Genomic DNA, 19,644 nt, shown 5'->3' with positions numbered 1-19,644 from the left:
TTAGTCAGTTAAGAACGAATTATCAGAATAAAAATAAAAAAGTTATGTTTTGTTCCATATAGAAGAACAAAAAGGTATAAATGCTAAAACCATCATACTAAGATTGTCAATACACACGCAAATAAGACTAAATTGTGAACTTCTAAGGAGTGTGGAAAATGTCAGGAATTACGTATGAATGGAGCGTGCAGTGGGGGGACACGGATGCAGCGGGGATTGTTTTCTATCCGAACTTTTACAAATGGATGGATCAGGCGACGCATCATTTTTTCAAGTCGATCGGGTTTGCGACTTCCATTTTGATGACAGAAGAACAAATCGGATTGCCCTTACTCGAAACAAACTGTAAGTTTTTCCGGCCGCTAGTATTTGAAGATTCTTTTACTATTCGTACAACGGTCGTAGAAATGCGGGATAAAGTCTTCCAACTTCAGCATCGCTTTTACAAAGAAGACGAGTTGGTGGCGGAGGGAAGCGAGATTCGCGCATGGACTTCGTTTGCAGGAAAGAAGCCGAAAGCAGTTTCCATCCCTGGAATGGTCAAAGATAAAATGGCTGCTGCCGAGTCCGGTGCCAGCAGAGTGTAGTCTGTAACAAAACACAAAAAGGATGGGATCATATGATTACGCAAAGTTCTTCTCCAAACAAATTACATCAGGACCAACTTGCTCGATTAAATGACTTGCTTGCGTTTACTAAAGGGCAAAATGCGTTTTATCAAAAAAAACTGGAACAGGTGCAATTGCCGCTTTCTTCATTAGAACAGCTACAGGGCCTTCCTCTAACGCTGAAGCAAGAGTTGGTGGAGGATCAAAAGAATAATGGTATGTATGGCAGTAACCATTCTTATCCTGTTGAGGACTATATCCGTTATCACCAAACCTCGGGAACATCGGGTTCTCCGCTGAAGGTATTGGATACGGCTGAAAGTTGGTCATGGTGGGAGGATTGTTGGTTGGAGGTGTACCGTTCCAGTGGTGTTACGAAGGCGGATCGCGTGTTTCTCGCATTTTCATTCGGCCCGTTCATCGGGTTTTGGGCTGCGTTCGAAGCGGCGAAGAGAAACCAGTCCCTCGTTATCACGGGAGGGAGCCAATCCACGAAAGAACGTCTATATTGCATGATGGAAAATGAAGCAACGGTTCTCCTCTGTACGCCAAGTTACGCTTTGCATCTGGCGGAAGTGGCGGAAGAACTGGAAGTGGATCTACAGAATAGTACGATCACCAAAATTATAACAGCGGGTGAGCCGGGCGGTTCCGTACCTTCCACCCGGAAGCGGATCGAGACGCTTTGGGGAGCGAAACTGTTCGACCACGTAGGCATGACCGAGATGGGGGCATATGGGTACTCTTGCTCCGAGCAAAACGGAATTCATGTCAATGAAGCCGAATTCATCGCCGAAGTGTTGGATCCAGAAACGTTGGAACCGGTTGCTGTCGGAGAAAAAGGGGAGCTCGTGTTGACCAATTTGGGGCGCTATGGTTACCCGCTCATTCGGTATCGGACAGCGGATGTCGTGTTGAATTCCGAGGAAGTTTGTGCATGCGGCAATCCATTCAAGTTTTTCCCGGGAGGCGTACTGGGACGCGCCGATGACATGGTCGTCATCCGGGGCATCAATATCTATCCTTCCTCCATTGAGGCGATTGTCCGGGAGTTCGCTGAAGTGAAGGAGTTCCGGATTGTCTACTACACCGAGAACGGAATGGACCAGATTAAAGTTCAAATCGAATCGGATTCCAATATAATTGCGGAATTGGCTGCACTTTTACGAGATCGTGTCGGGTTACGGATTGCTGTTGAAAATGTGGCGTCCGGTTCGCTTCCACGCTTTACAATGAAATCAAAACGGGTGCTAGACGAGCGAGTGAATAGATAATAAGTAATACTGAAATGTAAACGATTACAAGGAGACTATCCATTTTCAATTTAGGGGAGGAAAACGATGACTACAACTGGGAAACCGTATTACCGCGTTTGGGGATTATTATTTGTCGGTTGGTTTATTTCCTATTTTGACCGGACGATTACAGGGCCGATTGTCACATGGATGATTGAAAATGATGTCGCCTTTCTTGCATCCGTTGACAATCCGTACGCACTTGGGGGATTGTTAGGAAGTCTCTTTTTTGTCGGCTATATGCTGACTCAATTTCCGGGTGGGTATTTCGGCGACAAATTCGGTTACCGGAATATGATTTTGATTAGTATTTTCTGGGCAGGGGTTACAACGTTGCTTACCGGACTGTTCAACGGGCTCTTTCTGTTCATTGCCCTTCGGATTTTGACGGGACTTGGGGAAGGTGTCCTTTATTCCAATGACCGTTCATTCATTGCACAAGTGACACCGCCTAAAAAGATGGGGTTGGGCATGGGGGTCGTCATCAGCGGTCTGTCGGTCGGCTTGACGGCGGGTCTGTTGGTCACGCCTTATATGATTGAAATGTCGCGCGGCTTTCTCGGTAATGATGCGTGGAAAGCACCTTTCTTCATTTTAGGTGCGTTGACGATCCTCATCGGCTTTGTCCTAAAGAAGTATTTGATCAAAACGGAAGAACGGGAACCATCCGATGTGAAAATGGCTTTGCTCAATATTGGCCGCTATTCTCTCGTCTTTCTCGCCATTATATTGGGCGTGTATTATATAGCAGACTTCTTCAAGCTGGGCGAAGTAAATATTGCCATCATTTTTACTCTGTTCGCCTTTTTATTTATCGCTTATATTTACAAAACGAAAAAAGAAGTTGCACCCGTATTGCGAAATCGCAATCTAGTTCTCTTGTATTTGTCTGCCATCCCGATCCTCTGGCATTTATGGTTTTACGGATTTTGGTCCGTTGCAATTGTCCAAGAATTTGGCGGCAGCGGGTTCTTGGCTGCGGCGCTCATCGCATCTTTTAATGCGGTTGCTGGTCTGATCGGTTTTCCATTGGGTGGAGCGATTTCAGACCGAGTAGCCCATAAGGAAAATGGGCGCAAGAACGTTCTTGTTTGGTTAAGTGTCGGGTTGACCATTTCCGTTTTCGTATTTGCCTTTTACATGGTCAGCGGCAAGAACAATCCAGTTATCATGTCGACCATCCTCTTTGTCTCCGGTTTGTTATTTTTTGCAGTACAAGCGGTTCAACATGCCATGGTGACTGAATTGGCTACGGAAAAACAGAGAGGTTCAGCGTTTGGTATGTGGAATCTGATTGCAGAAATCGGCGCTTTGCTATCCCCCGTCATTTCGGGTGTTCTCCGGGATAGTACAGGAGGGTGGGGCGCACCGCTTTTTTTAGATGCAATTTTACTAGGCATCAGCTGTCTCCTCATCGTCTGCATCGGGCAAACGCGGGTCGTTTCGCTGAAACAATCTATTCAGAAATCAATATGAGTTATTGAGGGGCGTCATTAGGAAATTTCTAAATGGCGTCTTTTTTGATTGCATAGCAAATTATAAACTTCCGGCTTGTGCAACTACTACATTTGCTTAACGGTTGTTTTGTTTTTCATCTAGTAAGCATTGTAAAAATTAAAAAATAGGTTGACTTCGCAATTGAATGAATTATATTATAAGTGAAGCAAGTCCACTATTTGTACAAAAATACGGGCTTGCTTTGTGGTCTATGATAGGATTTATAAATATTATCAAAAATCACAAGACATTTTATTAAAAAAAGAGGGGGAAGAACAATGTCATTCTTCAAAAAAATGAAATCGGTTGCATTCGTTTCGGTTTTGGCGTTGGCAGCCATGTTAGCGGCATGCGGCAATGGCGGTGATACTGCTTCATCAGATAAAGGCGGCGACACAGAAGGAGCTGCGGCGGGTGAAAAGTATACTTTTAAAATTTCTCACGTTACTCAAGAGTCTCATATTTGGCATAAAACTGCTGAAAAATTTGGTGAAGAACTGAAAGCACTTTCAGACGGTCGGATGGATGTCGAAATTTATCCTGCTTCCCAACTAGGCCAAGAGAAAGACATGGTACAACAACTTGAAACGGGTTCATTGGATTTCGGCTTCTTGACAAATGCGTACATGAGTACCCGTCAAGATTCCCTGAATGCTTGGTTCATGCCATTTGTTTTCAATAACTTGGAAGAAGCAAATGAACTTCGCAGCTCGGATGCTGCAAAACAAATGTTGGAAGAATTAAGTTCACAAAGCCTAGTCGGAATGGACTTCATCTTTGCTGGTAACCGTCACGTACTTTTAAAAAGCGGTACTGTAGAATCTCCGGCTGATTTGGCAGGTAAGAAAATTCGTATTATCGGCAGCCCGTCCATGCAGTCTTTCTGGGAAAAAACAGGTGCCGGTCCTACTGCGATGCCACTTCCTGAAGTGTATACATCCCTTCAGACTGGCGTAATCGATGGAATCGACATTGACTTGGACGCACTGGTTACTGAAAAGTACTATGAAAACGCTGAAAACCTGACACTTACAAACCATATGACATTCCCGGCGGTTATCGTTATGGGACAACCTTCTTACGATAAACTCTCTTCCGAAGATCAAGAGATTGTAAAAGAAGCAATGCAAAAAGCAGTAGACTGGGGAATTCAAGAGTCGATCGCGCGTGAAGAGAGCAACTTGCAAACATTGAAAGACAGCGGCGTCAACGTTGTTGAATTGACTGACTCCTCTGCATTTGATGCTATTTCACAGGAAGTTCGCGACGAATACTCTGCGAAATCCGATGTGATTAAATCATTCCTGGAGGCCGCGGCAAAATAAAATCGGGGGAATTTCTATGAAAGCTTTACACCGCCTGAGCAATTGGGTGTATTCCATTGAAAAATTTGCTGCGATCATCCTATGTGGCACCATGCTGTTTTCATTAGCAGCTGGTGTCCTTTATCGCTATGTCCTGAGCTCGCCGCTGACTTGGTCAGATGAGATCGCCATTTTTTCACTAGTCTGGCTTTCTTTTATCGGCGGCAGTATGAGTATTAAGCGTAAAGAGTCCGCAGCAGTTTCAATTTTAATGGATAAAATGAAAGGGAAGCTTCGCACTGTCCTTTTAGGGATCGGCATGCTTGCACTGTTGGCGTTTGTCGCATATATCTTCTATTTGTCTATCGGTTGGTTATCCTCGCCAAACATTCGGGTGCAAAAGTCCAGTTCAATTGGCTTGCCAATGATTTACGCTTATTTGAGTATACCGGTATGTTTCTTGTTCATGGTGATTCATACACTGGAACTCGTTCTGGATAACTTTTTCGGCAAGCAAGGAGGTTCCGCGTCATGACATTTGCACTGTTGGCTTTTATTGTCCTGCTCCTTCTGCAAGTGCCGATTGCTTTTGTATTAGGTTTGACGACCATTGTTTACATTATCGCATCTAATAATATGGGGTTAATGGCAACTGCTCCCCAACGACTGTATTCAGGTTTAGAGAACTTTGGTTTGCTCGCCATCCCGCTGTTCATGCTCGCTGGGGAATTGATGAACTCGGGGGGCATTACAAAACGCTTGATCGAGTTTTCGAAAACGCTTGTCGGGCATTTTCGAGGCGGTCTTGCATATGTCAATGTTATTTCCAATATGTTGCTCGCGTCTATTATCGGTTCGGCAACCGCTCAAATTGCCATGATGAGCCGGACGATGGTTCCTTCTATGGAGAAGAATGGGTATACGCGGGAATTTAGCTCGGCGACAACTGCCGCGGCAGGTCTTCTTGGACCGATTATCCCGCCTAGTATGATGTTTATCATCTATGGGGTGGCGTCAGGTGCTTCCATTGGCGATATGTTCATCGCCGGGATTCTTCCGGGCGTAGTGCTTGCCGTTTCGTTTATTGTATTAATCGGCTATGTTGGTACAAAGGAAAAATGGCCGACGCAAGAAAGAGCGAAATTTGCCGAAGTGGTCAAAGCCTTTCTTAATGTCATTCCGGCATTGGCCGTTCCGGTTATTATTATTGCGGGTATTTTAAGTGGAGTATTCACTCCGACAGAATCCGCAGCATTTGCCTGTATCGTTGCGTTATTGGTCGGTTTCTTCTTTTACCGCGAATTGAAAATCTCGCAAATTCCAACGATCTTTATTAACACGGCGGTAACGACTGCGACGATTACAATGCTCATTGCCATGGCGAATTTGTTTGGATGGATGCTGTCTTTTGAAAGAATTCCACAACAAATTGCAGAATGGATGGTTTCTTTAACAGATAACCCTCTCGTTTTCTTGTTGATCGTCAATATATTCCTACTCATTGTCGGTATGTTCATGGACGGCATGGCGGCATTGATCATTCTCGTTCCAATTTTTACACCGCTTATCGCGAATTATGGAATTGATCCGATCCATTTCGGGGTTATTATTTGTATTAACCTGACAGTCGGCTTGTTGACGCCGCCAGTAGGCGCTGGGCTTTACATTGCCTCTGCGCTTGGAGATGTCAAACTGGAAACGCTCATCAAATCGATTTGGCCGTTTCTCATTGCGTCTTTTATCGCATTGCTAGTCATTACGTATTGGCCGGATCTCGTACTCTGGCTGCCATCCGTTTTAAAATAAACAAAAGAAAAAGCAGTATCGGCGTGAAGTTGCCTGATACTGCTTTTTTCATCCATATAAATAGTGTTGGGAACGCTTACCCTTTGTATCCGAAAATTCCGGAGATCTCTTTTTGCCGTTCCACTAAATATTGGCTCAGTGGCTCGTTGAAGGAGACCGGGATGTTATCGGAAAAACCGACGACTGTGATGGAACCGACGAGCTTCTCATTAAAAGTGAGGATGGGGATCGAGACAGAGGAAACGGATGTAATCAGGGGTTCCCTAGCAAACGCTATTTTCTCTGCAAGGATTTGACGTCTCTCTTCTTCGCTCAGGGGAGTGGACGTCACTTGTCCTTCTTGCTGTCTGAATTGTTTTTGGCTTTCCAAAAACGTATTAAAGATTTTACCGGATGATGATTGCTGCGGCAGAAGCGTCCCGATTTGAGCACCAATGTTCAGCACTTGATCGGAGTTCCAGATTTTTGCCACGATCGGTCCATCGATGCTCCAGACGGCAAACAGGGTCGAGCATTTGGAATGCTGGCTGATGGTTTGTAAATAAGGCGTGATGAGCGCAATCGTATCTTCATTCCGGATGGCGGCCGTGCCGTATTGAATCAGTTTATTGCCAAGATGGTAAAGACCTGTGGATTTATCGCGAAATAAAAGCTCAAGATGGACGAGCGTGTTCATATATTTATATAAGTTACTTTTCGTGATTTCCGTTTTTTCCTGTATATCTGAAAAGCTCATCGGCAATTCATTTTCTTTAATAACGTCCACTATTTTAATCCCGATCTGCAGGGATTGAATCATGGAGCCGTTTTTAATAATTTCTACCATATCGTTCCTCCAAATATTTTCTTTTCTACTGCTAAGTATAGGTAATCCTATGGGGCAATACAAAGTTTAATTTAAACCACTCCTTAGAATTTACGGAAATTTAAATAAGATAGAATATTGACATTCCCCTTTACATTATAATATTATATATATAGTGAACATCTTATCAAATAGATATAAAAAGTGAAAGGGGTTGTTTTGTTAGAGAATTCCCCATCTTGAGAACTGATCATGCAGCGCGCCGAAAAAATGGCTCAGCTGTAAAGAAGTTTTAAGAGAAAAATGAATGCGTTTACTTGAGAGACAACTTACAGTTAGGTGCAAACGGCCCTAAACTACTGACAAGGCAAAGGAGATTCCAATGAAACTTATTACATTTACGACAGCAGGTCATTCACGTATCGGAGCAGTTGTGGAAGAAAACAAAGTGGTGGACTTGAATTATGCGTACCAAGCTTTACTGAAAAGCCAAGAGAAATACCGTTATAAAGAAATTGCTGAAGCTTTCGTTCCAGCAAAAATGGAAGCGTTTTTACAAGGCGGCAAAGAAAGCATGGGCTTGGCACAAGAAGCGATTGGTTACGCTCTTGAGAATCCGGACAGCTTTGAGCATCAACTCATTTATGAAAAATCGGCGGTCAAAGTGGAAGCGCCTGTGACGGCTCCTAGCAAAATGATCTGCGTAGGTCACAACTATCGGGAACATATCTTGGAGATGGGCCGTGAAATTCCTGAATTCCCGGTTGTATTCGCGAAATTTGCCAATACAGTAATCGGGCCAGAAGACGATATCCCGTTCCATCCAATTTCTGAACAATTGGATTATGAAGCGGAGTTCACGTTCGTAATCGGGAAACAAGCGCGTAACGTATCCGAAGAAGATGCACTTGATTACGTGGCGGGTTACACAATCGCAAACGATGTCACATACCGTGATATTCAACGCCGCACACTCGAATGGCTGCAAGGGAAATCGGTTGACGGCAGCGCACCGATGGGACCTTGGCTTGTGACAACTGACGAACTGACAGATCCATCCGGTTTGGACGTTGTATTGACGGTGAACGGAGAAGTCCGACAAAAAACGAATACGGCGAACCTCGTGTTCTCTGTTCAGAAACTTGTTGCCTTCCTATCCAACCTGATGACTCTTGAGCCGGGAGATGTTATTTTGTCCGGTACACCAGGTGGAGTAGGCGTGGCAATGGATCCACCAACCTTCTTGAAAGATGGCGACGTGGTGAGAATTGAAATTGACAAAGTCGGAGTGCTTGAAAACCGGGTAGCTTTGCAAGAAGAAAACTAAGTTGTCAACCGTTGCCAATATGCCCTCCACTTTCTATTGAGTGCCGGGCATTCGCCTGAATTCGTAGGGTAGTGAACATATGGAATGCACAAAAGACTTGGACTCGGTAACTCTAGTTGCTTGAAGTGGAAGGCGGCGACTCCTGCGGGGTGAAGCGCGAATGGTGAGACCCCGCAGGAAAAGCCGTTACGAAGAACGGCTTTTGCGCCAAAAAGCGAAGCGTTTGGCAGCAGCTTTTTACTTCGGAAGAATGTAGCGTTGGCAATGCTGGATGCCTTAATCTCTGCAAAGTGCGCAGGAATACGGCAAATCGAACCCTTCGCTGTTCGATTGGCTCACCCGCGCCCCGCGGAAAGCGTCCGCCTGCTCCTGTCGCTGCGCTTTCGTCGCAAAAGAAATTTGGAACGGAAAGCAACGGTCGGTTGTTCTTGTTTCTTTAGTTTATTTTATATAGTTAAAAATAGGGAAGAAGGATGTGGGGAAGATGGCAGAACAAAATGTTGATGTTAAAGAGTTCATGAAGAGTGATACGGTTAAAGACTTCACAAAAGATATCCAGCAATACAATCTTGGTCCGCTTTGGGAAGCGATTCCGGAAATCATGAATAAATCACCGAAACCACATGCGGAAGCATACCTTTGGAGCGCAGAGCTTCTGCATAAAAAGTTAATGGAAGCTTCCGAGATTTTCACACCGGAACGCGGGGGAGAACGCCGTGCGATCTATTTCCAAAACCCGGGTTTGACGTATCGCCAGCCTTGGGGTTGGGCGTCAACTACACAAACGCTTTACGCGGCCGTCCAGTTGCTTCTTCCTGGTGAGGAAGCACCATCCCATCGTCACTCGCAAAGCGCCCTTCGTTTCATTTCCGAAGGGGAAGGGGCTTATACGATCGTTCAAGGAGAGCGGGTATATATGCAGGAAGGAGACTTCCTCATCACACCGAAAACCTTGTGGCATGGCCACGGTCATGTCGGCGACAAACCGATGATCTGGATGGATGCGTTGGATATCCCGACAATCTACTCTATAGGCGGTACATTCTTTGAGCCCTACGCGGATGGCCTGCAACAGCCGAATGTTCCGGATAATTTCTCCGAGCTTCGCTATGCTGGCGGCATGATGCGTCCGGTCGGAGACGACAAATATACCGTTGCTCCGCTTGCGAACTATAAATGGAGCCGCACGGTCGACGCGATCAAGGGCTTGATGAATTTTGACCCGGATCCGAATCACGGCTTTGCAATTGAATACATCAACCCATCGACAGGAAAATCGGCGAACCCGACAATGGGCTCCCGTATGCAGTTCCTGCCGAAAGATTTCCATACAAAAGCGCTTCGTCATACTCATTCGACAATCTATCATGCACATAAAGGTTCCGGTTACACCGTCATCAACGGCGTGCGCTTCGATTGGAAAAAAGGCGACTATTTCGTTGTTCCGAACTGGGCTTGGTATGAGCATGTTGCCTCTGAAGATTCCTATCTCTTCTCTGTCAACGACTTGCCGATCATGGATCGTTTTGAGCTAGAACAAGAAGAGAAAATGGAAGCGAATAATGGATTCCAAGAAGTCACAGGCGAATTTAAAGCAGCATTCAGATAAGCCGCTCGTGTATATTTTGGGAGGTCCCCCTCTGGTCCGCCACGAGGGGTCTCCCCTTTTCATCAAATTAATTTATTTTTAAATTTGGAGGTCATCCTATGGGAAACAGTAAAAACAATCCGTTCATCGTAATCGGCGGAGGAATCGGCGGTCTTGCCACTGCCTTAGGTCTCGCGCAAACGAATCAATACGTAAAAGTATTGGAGCAAGCCCCTGAGTTTTTGGAAATCGGGGCGGGAATCCAACTCGCGGCGAACGCCACAAATGTACTCCAACGCCTTGGTGTAATGGACCGGATCAACGATATCGCAGTATTCCCGAAAAGGCTTGTTCTGATGGACGCTTTCACAGGAGAAGAGCTATCTGCATTGGATTTAGGCGATGTGTACAAAGAGCGCTACGGGGCTCCGTATATTGTCTTGCACCGTTCGGATCTACACAAAGCACTCTATGAAGCTTGCTTGGAAAACTCGTACATTGAATTGCATACAGACCACTCGATCGTCAAAACGGAACAGGACGGTGACCAAGTGACGGTCACGGCGGCAAACGGAAATGTCCATACTGGAATGGCAGTCGTCGGTGCAGACGGCATCTGGTCCAAAGTGCGCCCACTTTTCAGTGATGACGAGCCGGTCTGCTCGGAATATGTCGCATACCGTGGAGCAATCCCGATGGAAGAAGTGACGAATATCGGCAATCTGGATGATGTGTATATGTGGATCGGGCCGAATCTTCATCTTGTTCAATATCCAGTTCGTCGCGGCGAGCTGTACAACCAAGTGGTCGTGTTCAAAAGTAACCAATACCGCAAAGAGATTGAGAAAACGGACGACTGGGGCACGCCGGAAGAAATGGACGAAGTGTTTGCTGGAACTTGCGATCTAGTGCAAACCGCTATTTCCTTCATTCAACGTCAAAAAAGATGGCCGATGTATGATCGGGTTCCAATTTCCAACTGGACAGAAGGCCGCGTGACATTATTGGGCGATGCAGCACACTCCATGCTTCAATATTTGGCACAAGGCGGTTGTCAAGCATTGGAAGATGCCGCGTACCTCGCTGATATGATTGAAGAAAACAGCACTGTGGAAGAAGCATTCAAGAAATACCAAGAAGAGCGTATTCCGAGAACTGCGTTCGTTCAAAATAATGCACGGATGTGGGGAGAAATCATCCATGCAGAAAGACCGGAAACGATTTTGCTTCGCAATACCATTTTAGAAAATCGCACATCCCAAGACTTTACATTTATCGATCAGTTCCATGGCTACAAAAACTATAAGACCAAAGTGAATAACAAAGGATAATCGATTTCCTATCTTGACTACTGAGTACTATTCCCGACGCAAATAATCGGGAATAGTTTTTTTATCTTTAAGCAGTAGTATCTCGCTTTTGTATATGGGGACGGATTCGGCTTAAGATAAACGCCTCTGAATACAGAGAAAGCTCCGTCGCATATCCAATACATGGTACACTGAATAGTGAGAATAAACGGAGAGTGGTGACTATTTCATGTCTGGAATTGTCAGGAATAAGGTCATACAGCGACTGGAACATCATTTACGGACCACTTCACGGCAACTGATCAAGATCGATACGGAAGAGGAAGCGATCCAGTTCTTGCTCGATTCATTCAAAACGGAGCTTTATTGCGATTTTGTCGGAGTCATCCTGGCCGAGTCGGATGAATTCATTCCGAAGGCGTGGGCAGGAGAAGTGGGAAACATCCGCACGGCATTTCCGCTTCCGATCGAGGCTTGTTCGTCCCGGCTGCTTTCCTATAGTACGAAGGATAAGGAAACGGAAGGGCCGGAAACTTGTGCTTTGACGAAAGTGCTGAATGGCTCGGATGTGAAAACATGGTTCACAGTTCCCTTGATCGATGGCTCGAATAAATACGGGTTTTGTATCATCGGGTTTTTTACATACATCCCATTGCTCGAAATGGACACGATCTTCGATGAATTTGGGAAGGATGTGGCCGTCGCAATCGGGGTGGCCAGGGCCAAGGACCACCAGTTGAAGAAAGTGGAAGGAATCGAATGGATCAGTAAAAATTTGTCCATCAATAAATCTCTGGAAGACAATATCCGAGAATTCACGCTTCGTGCAGCAAAGGGTACAGATGCCGCCTCGGCTTGCATTTATTTATACAATGACAGCGAAGGGTGTTTCGAGCTACAGTATCCGGTGTTTGGCTGTTTTGCCCATACCGAAAGAATCTCCATCCGAGATAAAAACTTTTTGAATGAATATTTCCCGTTTCTGGAGCAAGTCGGCGGAACGCAGCTGACCATTCCAATCGTAGTCGATTTGAAAACAATTGGGGTGTTGCACGTCGAGCGTAAAAAAGGGGATTTGCTGTTTGCGGACGATGATGTGCAATCGTTGAAGCTCTTAAGCGATCATATCGCCATCTTGCTGAAAAACGCACAATTGTATCAAACGGAAAAAAATCACCGGGAGCGATTACAGGTCCTTCTGGATTACCAACAGGCGCTCGTTAAGGAAACCGTTGTCAATGATGGATTCCAAGGTGTGGCGGATATGCTGGTCCAGTTGTACGAGGACTCTGTCATTCTATTAGACCGGTTTTTCCGACCCTTGTTCTATAGAATGGAAGGGTCCGCTGAAGAAGTTTTGGAACAATTTATAAATGCAGCGGAAAGCAGGCGTAGCACTGTGGAAGGATTCCATGTGACTCTGCCAGGCGGCGAGCATTTCTCCATTTGGCCGATCAATGGCGTCAATTCGCTGTTGGGATATTTAGCGATTCAAATGAAAGCGCAGGAGCTGGATGAATTCGACCAATTGACCATTGAATTGGCCCGGAATATTTGCTCCATCCAATTCATTAAACAAAAACTTGTATTGGATGCGAATGAACAGGCGAAGGATACGTTCATGGGAAAATTATTAGTGGAAACGATCGAAGATGAAAAGAGCATCCTGCAATACGCGAATCTGTTCCAATGGGATATGTATCAGCCACATCGTGTAGCGACCTTATCAATTACATTGGACGAGGATGAATTGGAAGGCTCGAACTTGCTGGAACAAAAAGCGAAAAAGACGTTGGCGTGGGAATATATCATGGATCGGATCACGGCTAGATACCGGGGCATCCTGACCGCCACATACCATGAGAATTATCTATTCATCGTCCCGGTGGCAGAAGAGGACAATCGGAAACGTTCTTGGAGAACCTTCTATAATCATGTGGAAGAAGCGGCTGCCAAGAGTCCGACCAACTGCAGAGTTCATCTTGGCGTCGGAAGCAAAGTAGCTGAACTCGACCAATACTACATCAGCTACGAACAGTCTCTCCAAGTGTTGAATGTCGTCCAAAACCGCTTCTTGTCCATCGGCTATTCATTGTTCGAGGAGTTGGGATCCTACACAATCCTTTACCACCTTGATCATCCGGTTGTCGATATCTTCATGGACAGCCAGCTTGGCATTCTCCTCGACTATTCAGAAAGCAAGAACATCGATCTGTTGAATACACTGCGCGTGTATTTGCAAAACAATGGGAACGCCAAAAGCACCTCCGAGGAACTATTTATCCACCGCAGTTCGCTTATTTATCGTCTGGAAAAGGTGGAGGAACTCCTCGGTGTTGACTTGAACGACTCCGAAGTTCGCTTTAATTTGATGATGGCGTATAAATTATATGATATGAAGCGACAGGCGCTTTAGGAATAGTAGACAGGCCTCCACAATATGATGCCATAGCGGAGTGCCTGTCTTTTTCATTGAAAATGACGGGAAAGCCAGATTCTATTCCTACACTTTGTAGGTACTATTCGAATTGATTGAATTTTATAATGAATATACAAATTAGAAAATTGAGGTGTATATCATGACGATTCAAACAATTGGAGTAGTGGGAGCGGGTTCCATGGGAAGCGGCATTGCCAACTTGGCAGCGCTAAATGGATTTAACGTGATTTTGCGGGATATCGAGGACCGCTTTCTGGATAACGGCATGAAACGGATTGCCGGTTTCATGCAGAAGAGTGTGGAGCGCGGCAAAATGACGGAAGACGAAAAAGAAGCGACGCTTGGTAGAATTCGGACTACTACAAATATGGAAGATTTTAAGGATGCCGACCTCGTCATCGAAGCCGTCATTGAAAATATGGACTTGAAAAAAGAAGTCTTCCAGCAACTCGATGAAATTACGCGGGATGAGGTCATTTTGGCAACGAATACCTCCTCCATGTCCATCACGGAGATTGCTGCGGTGACGAAGCGACCTGACCGTGTGGCCGGTCTTCATTTCTTCAATCCGGCACAATTGATGAAATTAGTTGAGATTGTGCGAGGCTACAACACAAGTGATGAAACGGTCGAGCAATTGAAAGCGGTTGCAGAACAATTGAAAAAAGAACATGTTGTCGTCAACAAAGACACACCTGGGTTCATCGTCAATCGGGTCATGATTCCGCACTTCATCGAAGCTATCCGTCTGTTGGAAGAAGGAGTGGCCTCTGCTGAAGACATCGACAAAGCCGTAAAATTTGGTTTGAACTATCCGATGGGGCCTTTCGAACTTCAAGATTATGCGGGGGTGGATATCGGTTATTTCGTCATGGAATATTTCCAGAAGGAATTTGACGATACCCGTTTCGCTCCACCGTTGTTAATGAAACAAATGATGCGGGCCGGCCGCGTTGGTAAAAAAGCGGGTGCCGGATTCTACGACTACGAATGATAAAGGAGTGCAGAAAGATGACATTTGAACACTTATTGGTAGATATCAAAGATTACGTAGCAACGGTCACGATAAACCGGCCGCCGGTCAATCCGCTAAACAGTGCGGTTTTCAAAGAGCTTGGGAATTTAATTGACCAATTGGATCAGAACGACGAAGTACGGGCCATCGTCTTGACGGGCAGCGGGGAAAAAGCGTTCGTCGCGGGCGCCGATATTATGGAAATGGCATCCTTGGACCTGGCGGGGATCAATCAAATGAACAAAGTTTCCCGGAGCGTCTTCAATAAGATAGAGCAATCGACCAAACCGATTATCGCGGCCATCAATGGATTGGCGCTAGGTGGCGGTCTTGAGTTGGCGCTCACCTGCGATCTCCGGATATCGACGGAGCGGGCAAAATTTGCATTTCCGGAAGTGGGTCTCGGCATCATCCCGGGCGGCGGCGGTACGCAACGCCTTCAAAAAATCACCGGCATGGGCGTCGCCAAGGAAATGTTGTTCTTTGGCGAAATGATCAGCGCAGAACGGGCCTACCAATTGAATCTTGTCAATAAAATCGTTCCGCAAGAGGAACTTCTGCCAACGGCGCAAGCATGGGCTGCCAAACTCGCCTCGAAACCGCCGATTGCGCTGCAAATGGCGAAGTTGGCAGTGAACACGGGCAGTAACACGGATATTGACTCGGGGTTGATCGTGGAAGCGGCTTGCTTCGGAAACGCTTTTTCGACCGAGGATCGGAAGGAAGGCTTGACCGCATTCGTTGAAAAGCGCGAGCCGGTCTACGCAGGTCGATAATTTCACACCATACTTTGCCGGCGGGTGACTGTCTCAGGATTCAGTCGCCTGCCGCGCCTATCTTGGATAATAGATCTGAAGAAAGGGGCTGGAACCGTTGAAAAAACGAGATGATGTGAGTGTTTATGGGTTACTCGAATATGTAAGCAACGAAATGCCTGATGTCGAAGCGATCTATGATTTTATCACTCCCCGCAAGACGTATAAAGAACTGAAGCAAGATGTCGATCGGTATGCGGATTTATTGACTGCGCAAGGGATTGAAAAAGGAGATCGCATTGCGGTATCTTTGCCGAATTGGTACGAAACAGCCGTCTTGCTGTTCGCTGCCGGAAAGGTCGGTGCCATTACGGTCCCTTTCAACCCAGGTTACCGCTCATATGAAATTACATATATTTTAAGAAACGCCACCCCGAAGATTCTTTTTATTACGGATAAGTTTGCGGACAATATGTCGTATGAGGAGGCGTATCAGATAGTTCCCACCATAGTGGGGGTGAAATTCTCGGACGAACGCATTGATTGTCTGGAGGATTGGCTTCATGAAGAAGTGCTGGCTGTTCCGGAAGTGCCGATCGACCCGGCAGAGGATGTCTATCTGATCCTTTATACGTCTGGGACGACGGGAGATCCGAAAGGGGTTATGTTGACGCATCGTTCGTGCGTCATGTCAGGGAATGTCGGGGCGGATGGACTGCAATGCACGGAGAAAGATGTCTTTATCATTTCTGCCCCCTTATTCCATATCTTCGGCATTGCGATGAATTTATTCACCGCTACGGCAGCGGGGGCCCGGATGGTGCTGATCGAAAAGTATAATCCGAAATTGATCTTCGAAGTGACGGAGAAAGAAAAAGGAACCATCAAGCAAGCGGTGCCGACGATGTATTTGAAGGAGTTGGAATACGAGGATTTTGATAAATATGATCTATCTTCGCTACGGGCTGGCGTTGTGGCGGCTTCCCCGATTTCACCGGATAAAGTGAAAGAGATCCGGAAAAAGTTCAATATTAATCTGATCCAAGCATTTGGAACGTCGGAAACGGCTACAACGACAGTGGGCGCCTTGGATGATCCGGAAGAAAAGATCCTCAATACTCTAGGCCGTCCGATTAAAGGTGTAGAAATTAAAATTGTTGATGCCAACCGTGTAGAAATCCCGGCGGGCGAAGTCGGCGAAATTGCAATCCGCGGCGTGACGAATATGAAAGGATATTACAATATGCCGGAACAGACGGCTAAGGCGGTGGACCACGAAGGCTGGTACTATTCGGGCGACTTAGGTAAGGTGGATGAGGAAGGGTATCTCACTTTCGTGGGACGCCAAAAAGAATTGATCATCCGCGGCGGGTTCAATATTTATCCGCAGGAAATTGAAAACCTCATCATGCAGCATCCCGCAGTCGGTACCGCCATCGTAATCGGATTACCGGATAAAGTGCTCGGGGAAGTGGTATGCGCGGTCATTAAGTTATTGCCGAATGAAAGCTGTACCGAGCAGGAGATCCTGGACCATTTGAAAAGTAAGATTGCAACCTATAAGTTGCCGAACCATGTCCGGTTTACAGACGAGTTTCCACTGACGCCAAGTGGGAAAATCCAGAAGATGCGAGTGAAAGAACAGATTGTAAATGAAGGAAGCGTTCGCGTATAAGAGGAGGAACGAAAATGGCGATTGATTATAGATTTAAAGTGAGATGGGGCGACACCGATCCCGCGACGATTGTATTCTTTCCTAATTTCTATCGTTGGATGGACGAAGCCTCCCATGAATTTTTCGAAGAGATCGGTTATCCGACGTTGGAATTAATGGAAACCGAACAAGTGGCCATCCCATTGCTTGAATCGAAATGCAAATTCAATACACCGCTCCGTTTCAATGACGATGTCGTGGTGAAGACGGAAGTGGCAGAATTGCAAAAACGGATTTTCAAGCTGTCGCACCGATTCTACAGAGGAGAGACGTTCATCGCGGAAGGCTATACGCTGCGCGCCTGGACATCTTTCGAAGGGGAGACCCCGAAGGCCGTCCCGATTCCCGATGACGTCCGCGAGAAACTGGCGGCCCATCTGGAAGGGGTGGAGTCCAAATGACCACTGTCCTGAAGCATATTAATGATTTCATGAAAACGGATGAAAACGTCGATATCGTTTTCACGCCGGAAGACTTTACGGATGAGCATCTTATGATGAGGGATGCACTGAAAAAATACTTGGAAAACGACCTGCTCCCTGTTCTTCCTCAAATCGAACGACAGCAGTTTGAAGAGACGAAGAAAGCGGTGAAGAAAGCAGGGGATGTTGGCTTGCTCATGGCGGATATCGAGGAAGAAGACGGAGGCCTGGGCCTCGGGAAAATCACAGCGGCCATTATCAATGAAGACATTGCTCTTGGACGCTCGTTCTCTATCACATTCGGCGGCCAGACCGGCATCGGGGCATTGCCGATCGCCTATTTCGGCTGTGAAGAACAGAAGGAGAAATACTTGCCATGCTTGCTTTCGGGCGAGAAGATCGCGGCCTATGCGCTGACCGAACCTTCTTCCGGAACGGACGCGATGAGCTTGCGGACTACCGCCAAATTATCCGAAGACGGAACGCATTATATTTTGAACGGAGAAAAGCAATGGATTACTAATTCGGCGTTCGCTTCCATTTTTATCGTTTACGCCAAAGTGGATGCTGAGAAGATTACGGCCTTTATCGTTGAATCGGATTACGAAGGTGTATCCACCGGCGCGGAAGAGGATAAGATGGGCTTAAAAGGCTCTTCCACGCGCTCGCTAATTTTGGAGGATGTCGAAGTCCCAGTCGAAAACGTCATCGGCGAAATCGGCCGGGGCCATATTATCGCGTTCAATGTTTTGAACCTAGGCCGCCACAAGATCGCCTTGACGTCGCTCGGAACGGCGAAGCGAGCTCTGGAATTGGCCGTGACGTACGGAAACGAACGGAAGCAATTCAACCGTCCGTTAACCCAGTTCAATTTATTGAAAAACAAAATCGCCGACATGGCCATTCTCTCCTATGCGAACGAAAGCCAGCTATACCGTACCGCGGGCGCTATGAATCAAGCGTTCGAGCAGCGCAAAGAATCGGACGGCTCCTACGCCAAAACGATTGCACCGTTCGCTGTCCTCTGTTCCATCAACAAAGTGTTTTCTACGGAAGTGCTCGACTTTGTAGTGGACGAAGCGGTCCAAATCCACGGCGGCTACGGCTATATGGCCGAGTACGAAGTGGAAACCCTTTATCGGGATTCCCGCATCAATCGAATCTTCGAAGGAACCAATGAAATCAATCGGATTCTGATTGCTTCCACTTTATTCAATGAATACGAGAATACAGAGGAAACGGAATTCGGGTCAGACGGCATCCTGGCTGCTGAAAGACAAAAGCTGAAACTGTTCCGGAAGCTCTTCCATGAAATGGGGAAAGCCGTAAAAGCCGCCGGATTGGAACAGTTAAATGAAGAACAGGAAATTGCTGCATTTCTCGCAGATCTAGCGATTGCCATTTATGTAGCGGAAAGCATCATCTTGCGTACGGAAAAAGCGATTCATGCACAAGGTGAATTGAAAAGCGGACAAAAACTAGATTGCGCAAGAGTTTTCATTCACGAAAAGGCGCAGGAAATCGGAACCGCTACATTGAACATAATGAATTTCTTCAAAGATGGGGAGGTTTTCTCCAATATCGTCTCCCGTCTCATCACGAGCAGCCCGATCCATATCGTGGAAACGAAACGGCGCGTGGCAGATCGGGTCATCTCGGTGGAAAAGTATGTAGTGTAACTTGAATCAGCTAAATACGATTTGTAGATTCAAGTTATGTCTTCGGCGGATCTCAATGAAGGGGAAGCTTGATCATTTA

At 46.3% G+C, this 19,644-nt stretch carries 16 protein-coding genes; 15 read left to right on the top strand and 1 reads right to left on the bottom strand.

Annotation, left to right across the window (positions count from 1 at the left end; genetic code table 11):
- Positions 1 to 158: 158 nt before the first annotated feature.
- The 6 genes from MKY41_RS17650 (at position 159) to MKY41_RS17625 (ending at position 6,510) form a co-directional block, all read left to right on the top strand.
- A complete protein-coding gene (locus tag MKY41_RS17650) occupies positions 159 to 587 on the top strand; it encodes an acyl-CoA thioesterase (RefSeq protein ID WP_340746310.1) in 429 nt (142 codons plus the stop codon).
- Between the two features lie 32 nt (positions 588 to 619).
- Positions 620 to 1,882, top strand: a complete 1,263-nt coding sequence (locus MKY41_RS17645) for a phenylacetate--CoA ligase family protein (RefSeq protein ID WP_340746309.1) — start codon at positions 620 to 622, stop codon at positions 1,880 to 1,882.
- Between the two features lie 66 nt (positions 1,883 to 1,948).
- Complete coding sequence (locus MKY41_RS17640; RefSeq protein ID WP_340746308.1) at positions 1,949 to 3,379, top strand: MFS transporter; 1,431 nt, start codon at positions 1,949 to 1,951, stop codon at positions 3,377 to 3,379.
- Positions 3,380 to 3,678: 299 nt separating this feature from the next.
- Positions 3,679 to 4,725, top strand: a complete 1,047-nt coding sequence (locus MKY41_RS17635) for a TRAP transporter substrate-binding protein (RefSeq protein WP_340746307.1) — start codon at positions 3,679 to 3,681, stop codon at positions 4,723 to 4,725.
- A gap of 16 nt (positions 4,726 to 4,741) precedes the next feature.
- Positions 4,742 to 5,239: a TRAP transporter small permease gene (locus MKY41_RS17630; RefSeq protein ID WP_041072216.1), complete on the top strand. Its 498-nt coding sequence runs from the start codon at positions 4,742 to 4,744 to the stop codon at positions 5,237 to 5,239.
- Positions 5,236 to 6,510 carry a TRAP transporter large permease gene (locus MKY41_RS17625; protein ID WP_041072215.1) on the top strand — a complete coding sequence of 425 codons (1,275 nt, stop codon included), beginning with the start codon at positions 5,236 to 5,238 and terminating at the stop codon, positions 6,508 to 6,510. The genes MKY41_RS17630 and MKY41_RS17625 overlap by 4 nt, the downstream gene beginning before the upstream one ends.
- Before the next feature lie 76 nt (positions 6,511 to 6,586).
- Here MKY41_RS17625 and MKY41_RS17620 read toward each other — a convergent pair whose 3' ends face one another.
- Positions 6,587 to 7,336, bottom strand: coding sequence for an IclR family transcriptional regulator (locus tag MKY41_RS17620; protein WP_041072213.1), 750 nt, complete (start codon positions 7,334 to 7,336; stop codon positions 6,587 to 6,589).
- A 361-nt stretch (positions 7,337 to 7,697) separates the two neighbouring features.
- Here MKY41_RS17620 and MKY41_RS17615 point away from each other — a divergent pair, with 361 nt between their 5' ends.
- From MKY41_RS17615 to MKY41_RS17575, 9 genes are all read left to right on the top strand, one after another.
- Complete coding sequence (locus MKY41_RS17615; RefSeq protein ID WP_340746306.1) at positions 7,698 to 8,642, top strand: fumarylacetoacetate hydrolase family protein; 945 nt, start codon at positions 7,698 to 7,700, stop codon at positions 8,640 to 8,642.
- A 484-nt stretch (positions 8,643 to 9,126) separates the two neighbouring features.
- Complete coding sequence (locus MKY41_RS17610) at positions 9,127 to 10,251, top strand: cupin domain-containing protein (protein ID WP_340746305.1); 1,125 nt, start codon at positions 9,127 to 9,129, stop codon at positions 10,249 to 10,251.
- Positions 10,252 to 10,349: 98 nt separating this feature from the next.
- The gene (locus tag MKY41_RS17605; RefSeq protein WP_041072207.1) at positions 10,350 to 11,561 is read left to right on the top strand and encodes an FAD-dependent monooxygenase; all 1,212 of its coding nucleotides are present in this window, start codon (positions 10,350 to 10,352) and stop codon (positions 11,559 to 11,561) included.
- Positions 11,562 to 11,769: 208 nt separating this feature from the next.
- The gene (locus MKY41_RS17600) at positions 11,770 to 13,956 is read left to right on the top strand and encodes a helix-turn-helix domain-containing protein (RefSeq protein WP_340746304.1); all 2,187 of its coding nucleotides are present in this window, start codon (positions 11,770 to 11,772) and stop codon (positions 13,954 to 13,956) included.
- 163 nt (positions 13,957 to 14,119) lie between these two features.
- Positions 14,120 to 14,974: a 3-hydroxyacyl-CoA dehydrogenase family protein gene (locus tag MKY41_RS17595; RefSeq protein ID WP_340746303.1), complete on the top strand. Its 855-nt coding sequence runs from the start codon at positions 14,120 to 14,122 to the stop codon at positions 14,972 to 14,974.
- A gap of 17 nt (positions 14,975 to 14,991) precedes the next feature.
- Positions 14,992 to 15,771 carry an enoyl-CoA hydratase-related protein gene (locus MKY41_RS17590; RefSeq protein WP_340746302.1) on the top strand — a complete coding sequence of 260 codons (780 nt, stop codon included), beginning with the start codon at positions 14,992 to 14,994 and terminating at the stop codon, positions 15,769 to 15,771.
- A 97-nt stretch (positions 15,772 to 15,868) separates the two neighbouring features.
- Positions 15,869 to 17,425, top strand: coding sequence for a class I adenylate-forming enzyme family protein (locus MKY41_RS17585; protein ID WP_340746301.1), 1,557 nt, complete (start codon positions 15,869 to 15,871; stop codon positions 17,423 to 17,425).
- Between the two features lie 14 nt (positions 17,426 to 17,439).
- Positions 17,440 to 17,865: an acyl-CoA thioesterase gene (locus MKY41_RS17580; protein ID WP_340746300.1), complete on the top strand. Its 426-nt coding sequence runs from the start codon at positions 17,440 to 17,442 to the stop codon at positions 17,863 to 17,865.
- Complete coding sequence (locus MKY41_RS17575; RefSeq protein ID WP_340746299.1) at positions 17,862 to 19,565, top strand: acyl-CoA dehydrogenase family protein; 1,704 nt, start codon at positions 17,862 to 17,864, stop codon at positions 19,563 to 19,565. Before MKY41_RS17580 ends, MKY41_RS17575 begins: the two co-directional genes overlap by 4 nt.
- The last annotated feature ends 79 nt before the right edge of the window (positions 19,566 to 19,644 follow it).

The sequence above is a fragment of the Sporosarcina sp. FSL W7-1349 genome (assembly GCF_038003045.1).
Lineage (GTDB): Bacteria > Bacillota > Bacilli > Bacillales_A > Planococcaceae > Sporosarcina.
This window is presented reverse-complemented; position numbering and strand designations above follow the sequence as displayed.

Bases quoted from the DNA above. Each gene is read 5' to 3' on its own strand.
- MKY41_RS17650 (WP_340746310.1), top strand. From the start codon at position 159: ATGTCAGGAATTACGTATGAATGGAGCGTGCAGTGGGGGGACACGGAT.
- MKY41_RS17645 (WP_340746309.1), top strand. From the start codon at position 620: ATGATTACGCAAAGTTCTTCTCCAAACAAATTACATCAGGACCAACTT.
- MKY41_RS17640 (WP_340746308.1), top strand. From the start codon at position 1,949: ATGACTACAACTGGGAAACCGTATTACCGCGTTTGGGGATTATTATTT.
- MKY41_RS17635 (WP_340746307.1), top strand. From the start codon at position 3,679: ATGTCATTCTTCAAAAAAATGAAATCGGTTGCATTCGTTTCGGTTTTG.
- MKY41_RS17630 (WP_041072216.1), top strand. From the start codon at position 4,742: ATGAAAGCTTTACACCGCCTGAGCAATTGGGTGTATTCCATTGAAAAA.
- MKY41_RS17625 (WP_041072215.1), top strand. From the start codon at position 5,236: ATGACATTTGCACTGTTGGCTTTTATTGTCCTGCTCCTTCTGCAAGTG.
- MKY41_RS17620 (WP_041072213.1), bottom strand. From the start codon at position 7,336: ATGGTAGAAATTATTAAAAACGGCTCCATGATTCAATCCCTGCAGATC.
- MKY41_RS17615 (WP_340746306.1), top strand. From the start codon at position 7,698: ATGAAACTTATTACATTTACGACAGCAGGTCATTCACGTATCGGAGCA.
- MKY41_RS17610 (WP_340746305.1), top strand. From the start codon at position 9,127: ATGGCAGAACAAAATGTTGATGTTAAAGAGTTCATGAAGAGTGATACG.
- MKY41_RS17605 (WP_041072207.1), top strand. From the start codon at position 10,350: ATGGGAAACAGTAAAAACAATCCGTTCATCGTAATCGGCGGAGGAATC.
- MKY41_RS17600 (WP_340746304.1), top strand. From the start codon at position 11,770: ATGTCTGGAATTGTCAGGAATAAGGTCATACAGCGACTGGAACATCAT.
- MKY41_RS17595 (WP_340746303.1), top strand. From the start codon at position 14,120: ATGACGATTCAAACAATTGGAGTAGTGGGAGCGGGTTCCATGGGAAGC.
- MKY41_RS17590 (WP_340746302.1), top strand. From the start codon at position 14,992: ATGACATTTGAACACTTATTGGTAGATATCAAAGATTACGTAGCAACG.
- MKY41_RS17580 (WP_340746300.1), top strand. From the start codon at position 17,440: ATGGCGATTGATTATAGATTTAAAGTGAGATGGGGCGACACCGATCCC.
- MKY41_RS17575 (WP_340746299.1), top strand. From the start codon at position 17,862: ATGACCACTGTCCTGAAGCATATTAATGATTTCATGAAAACGGATGAA.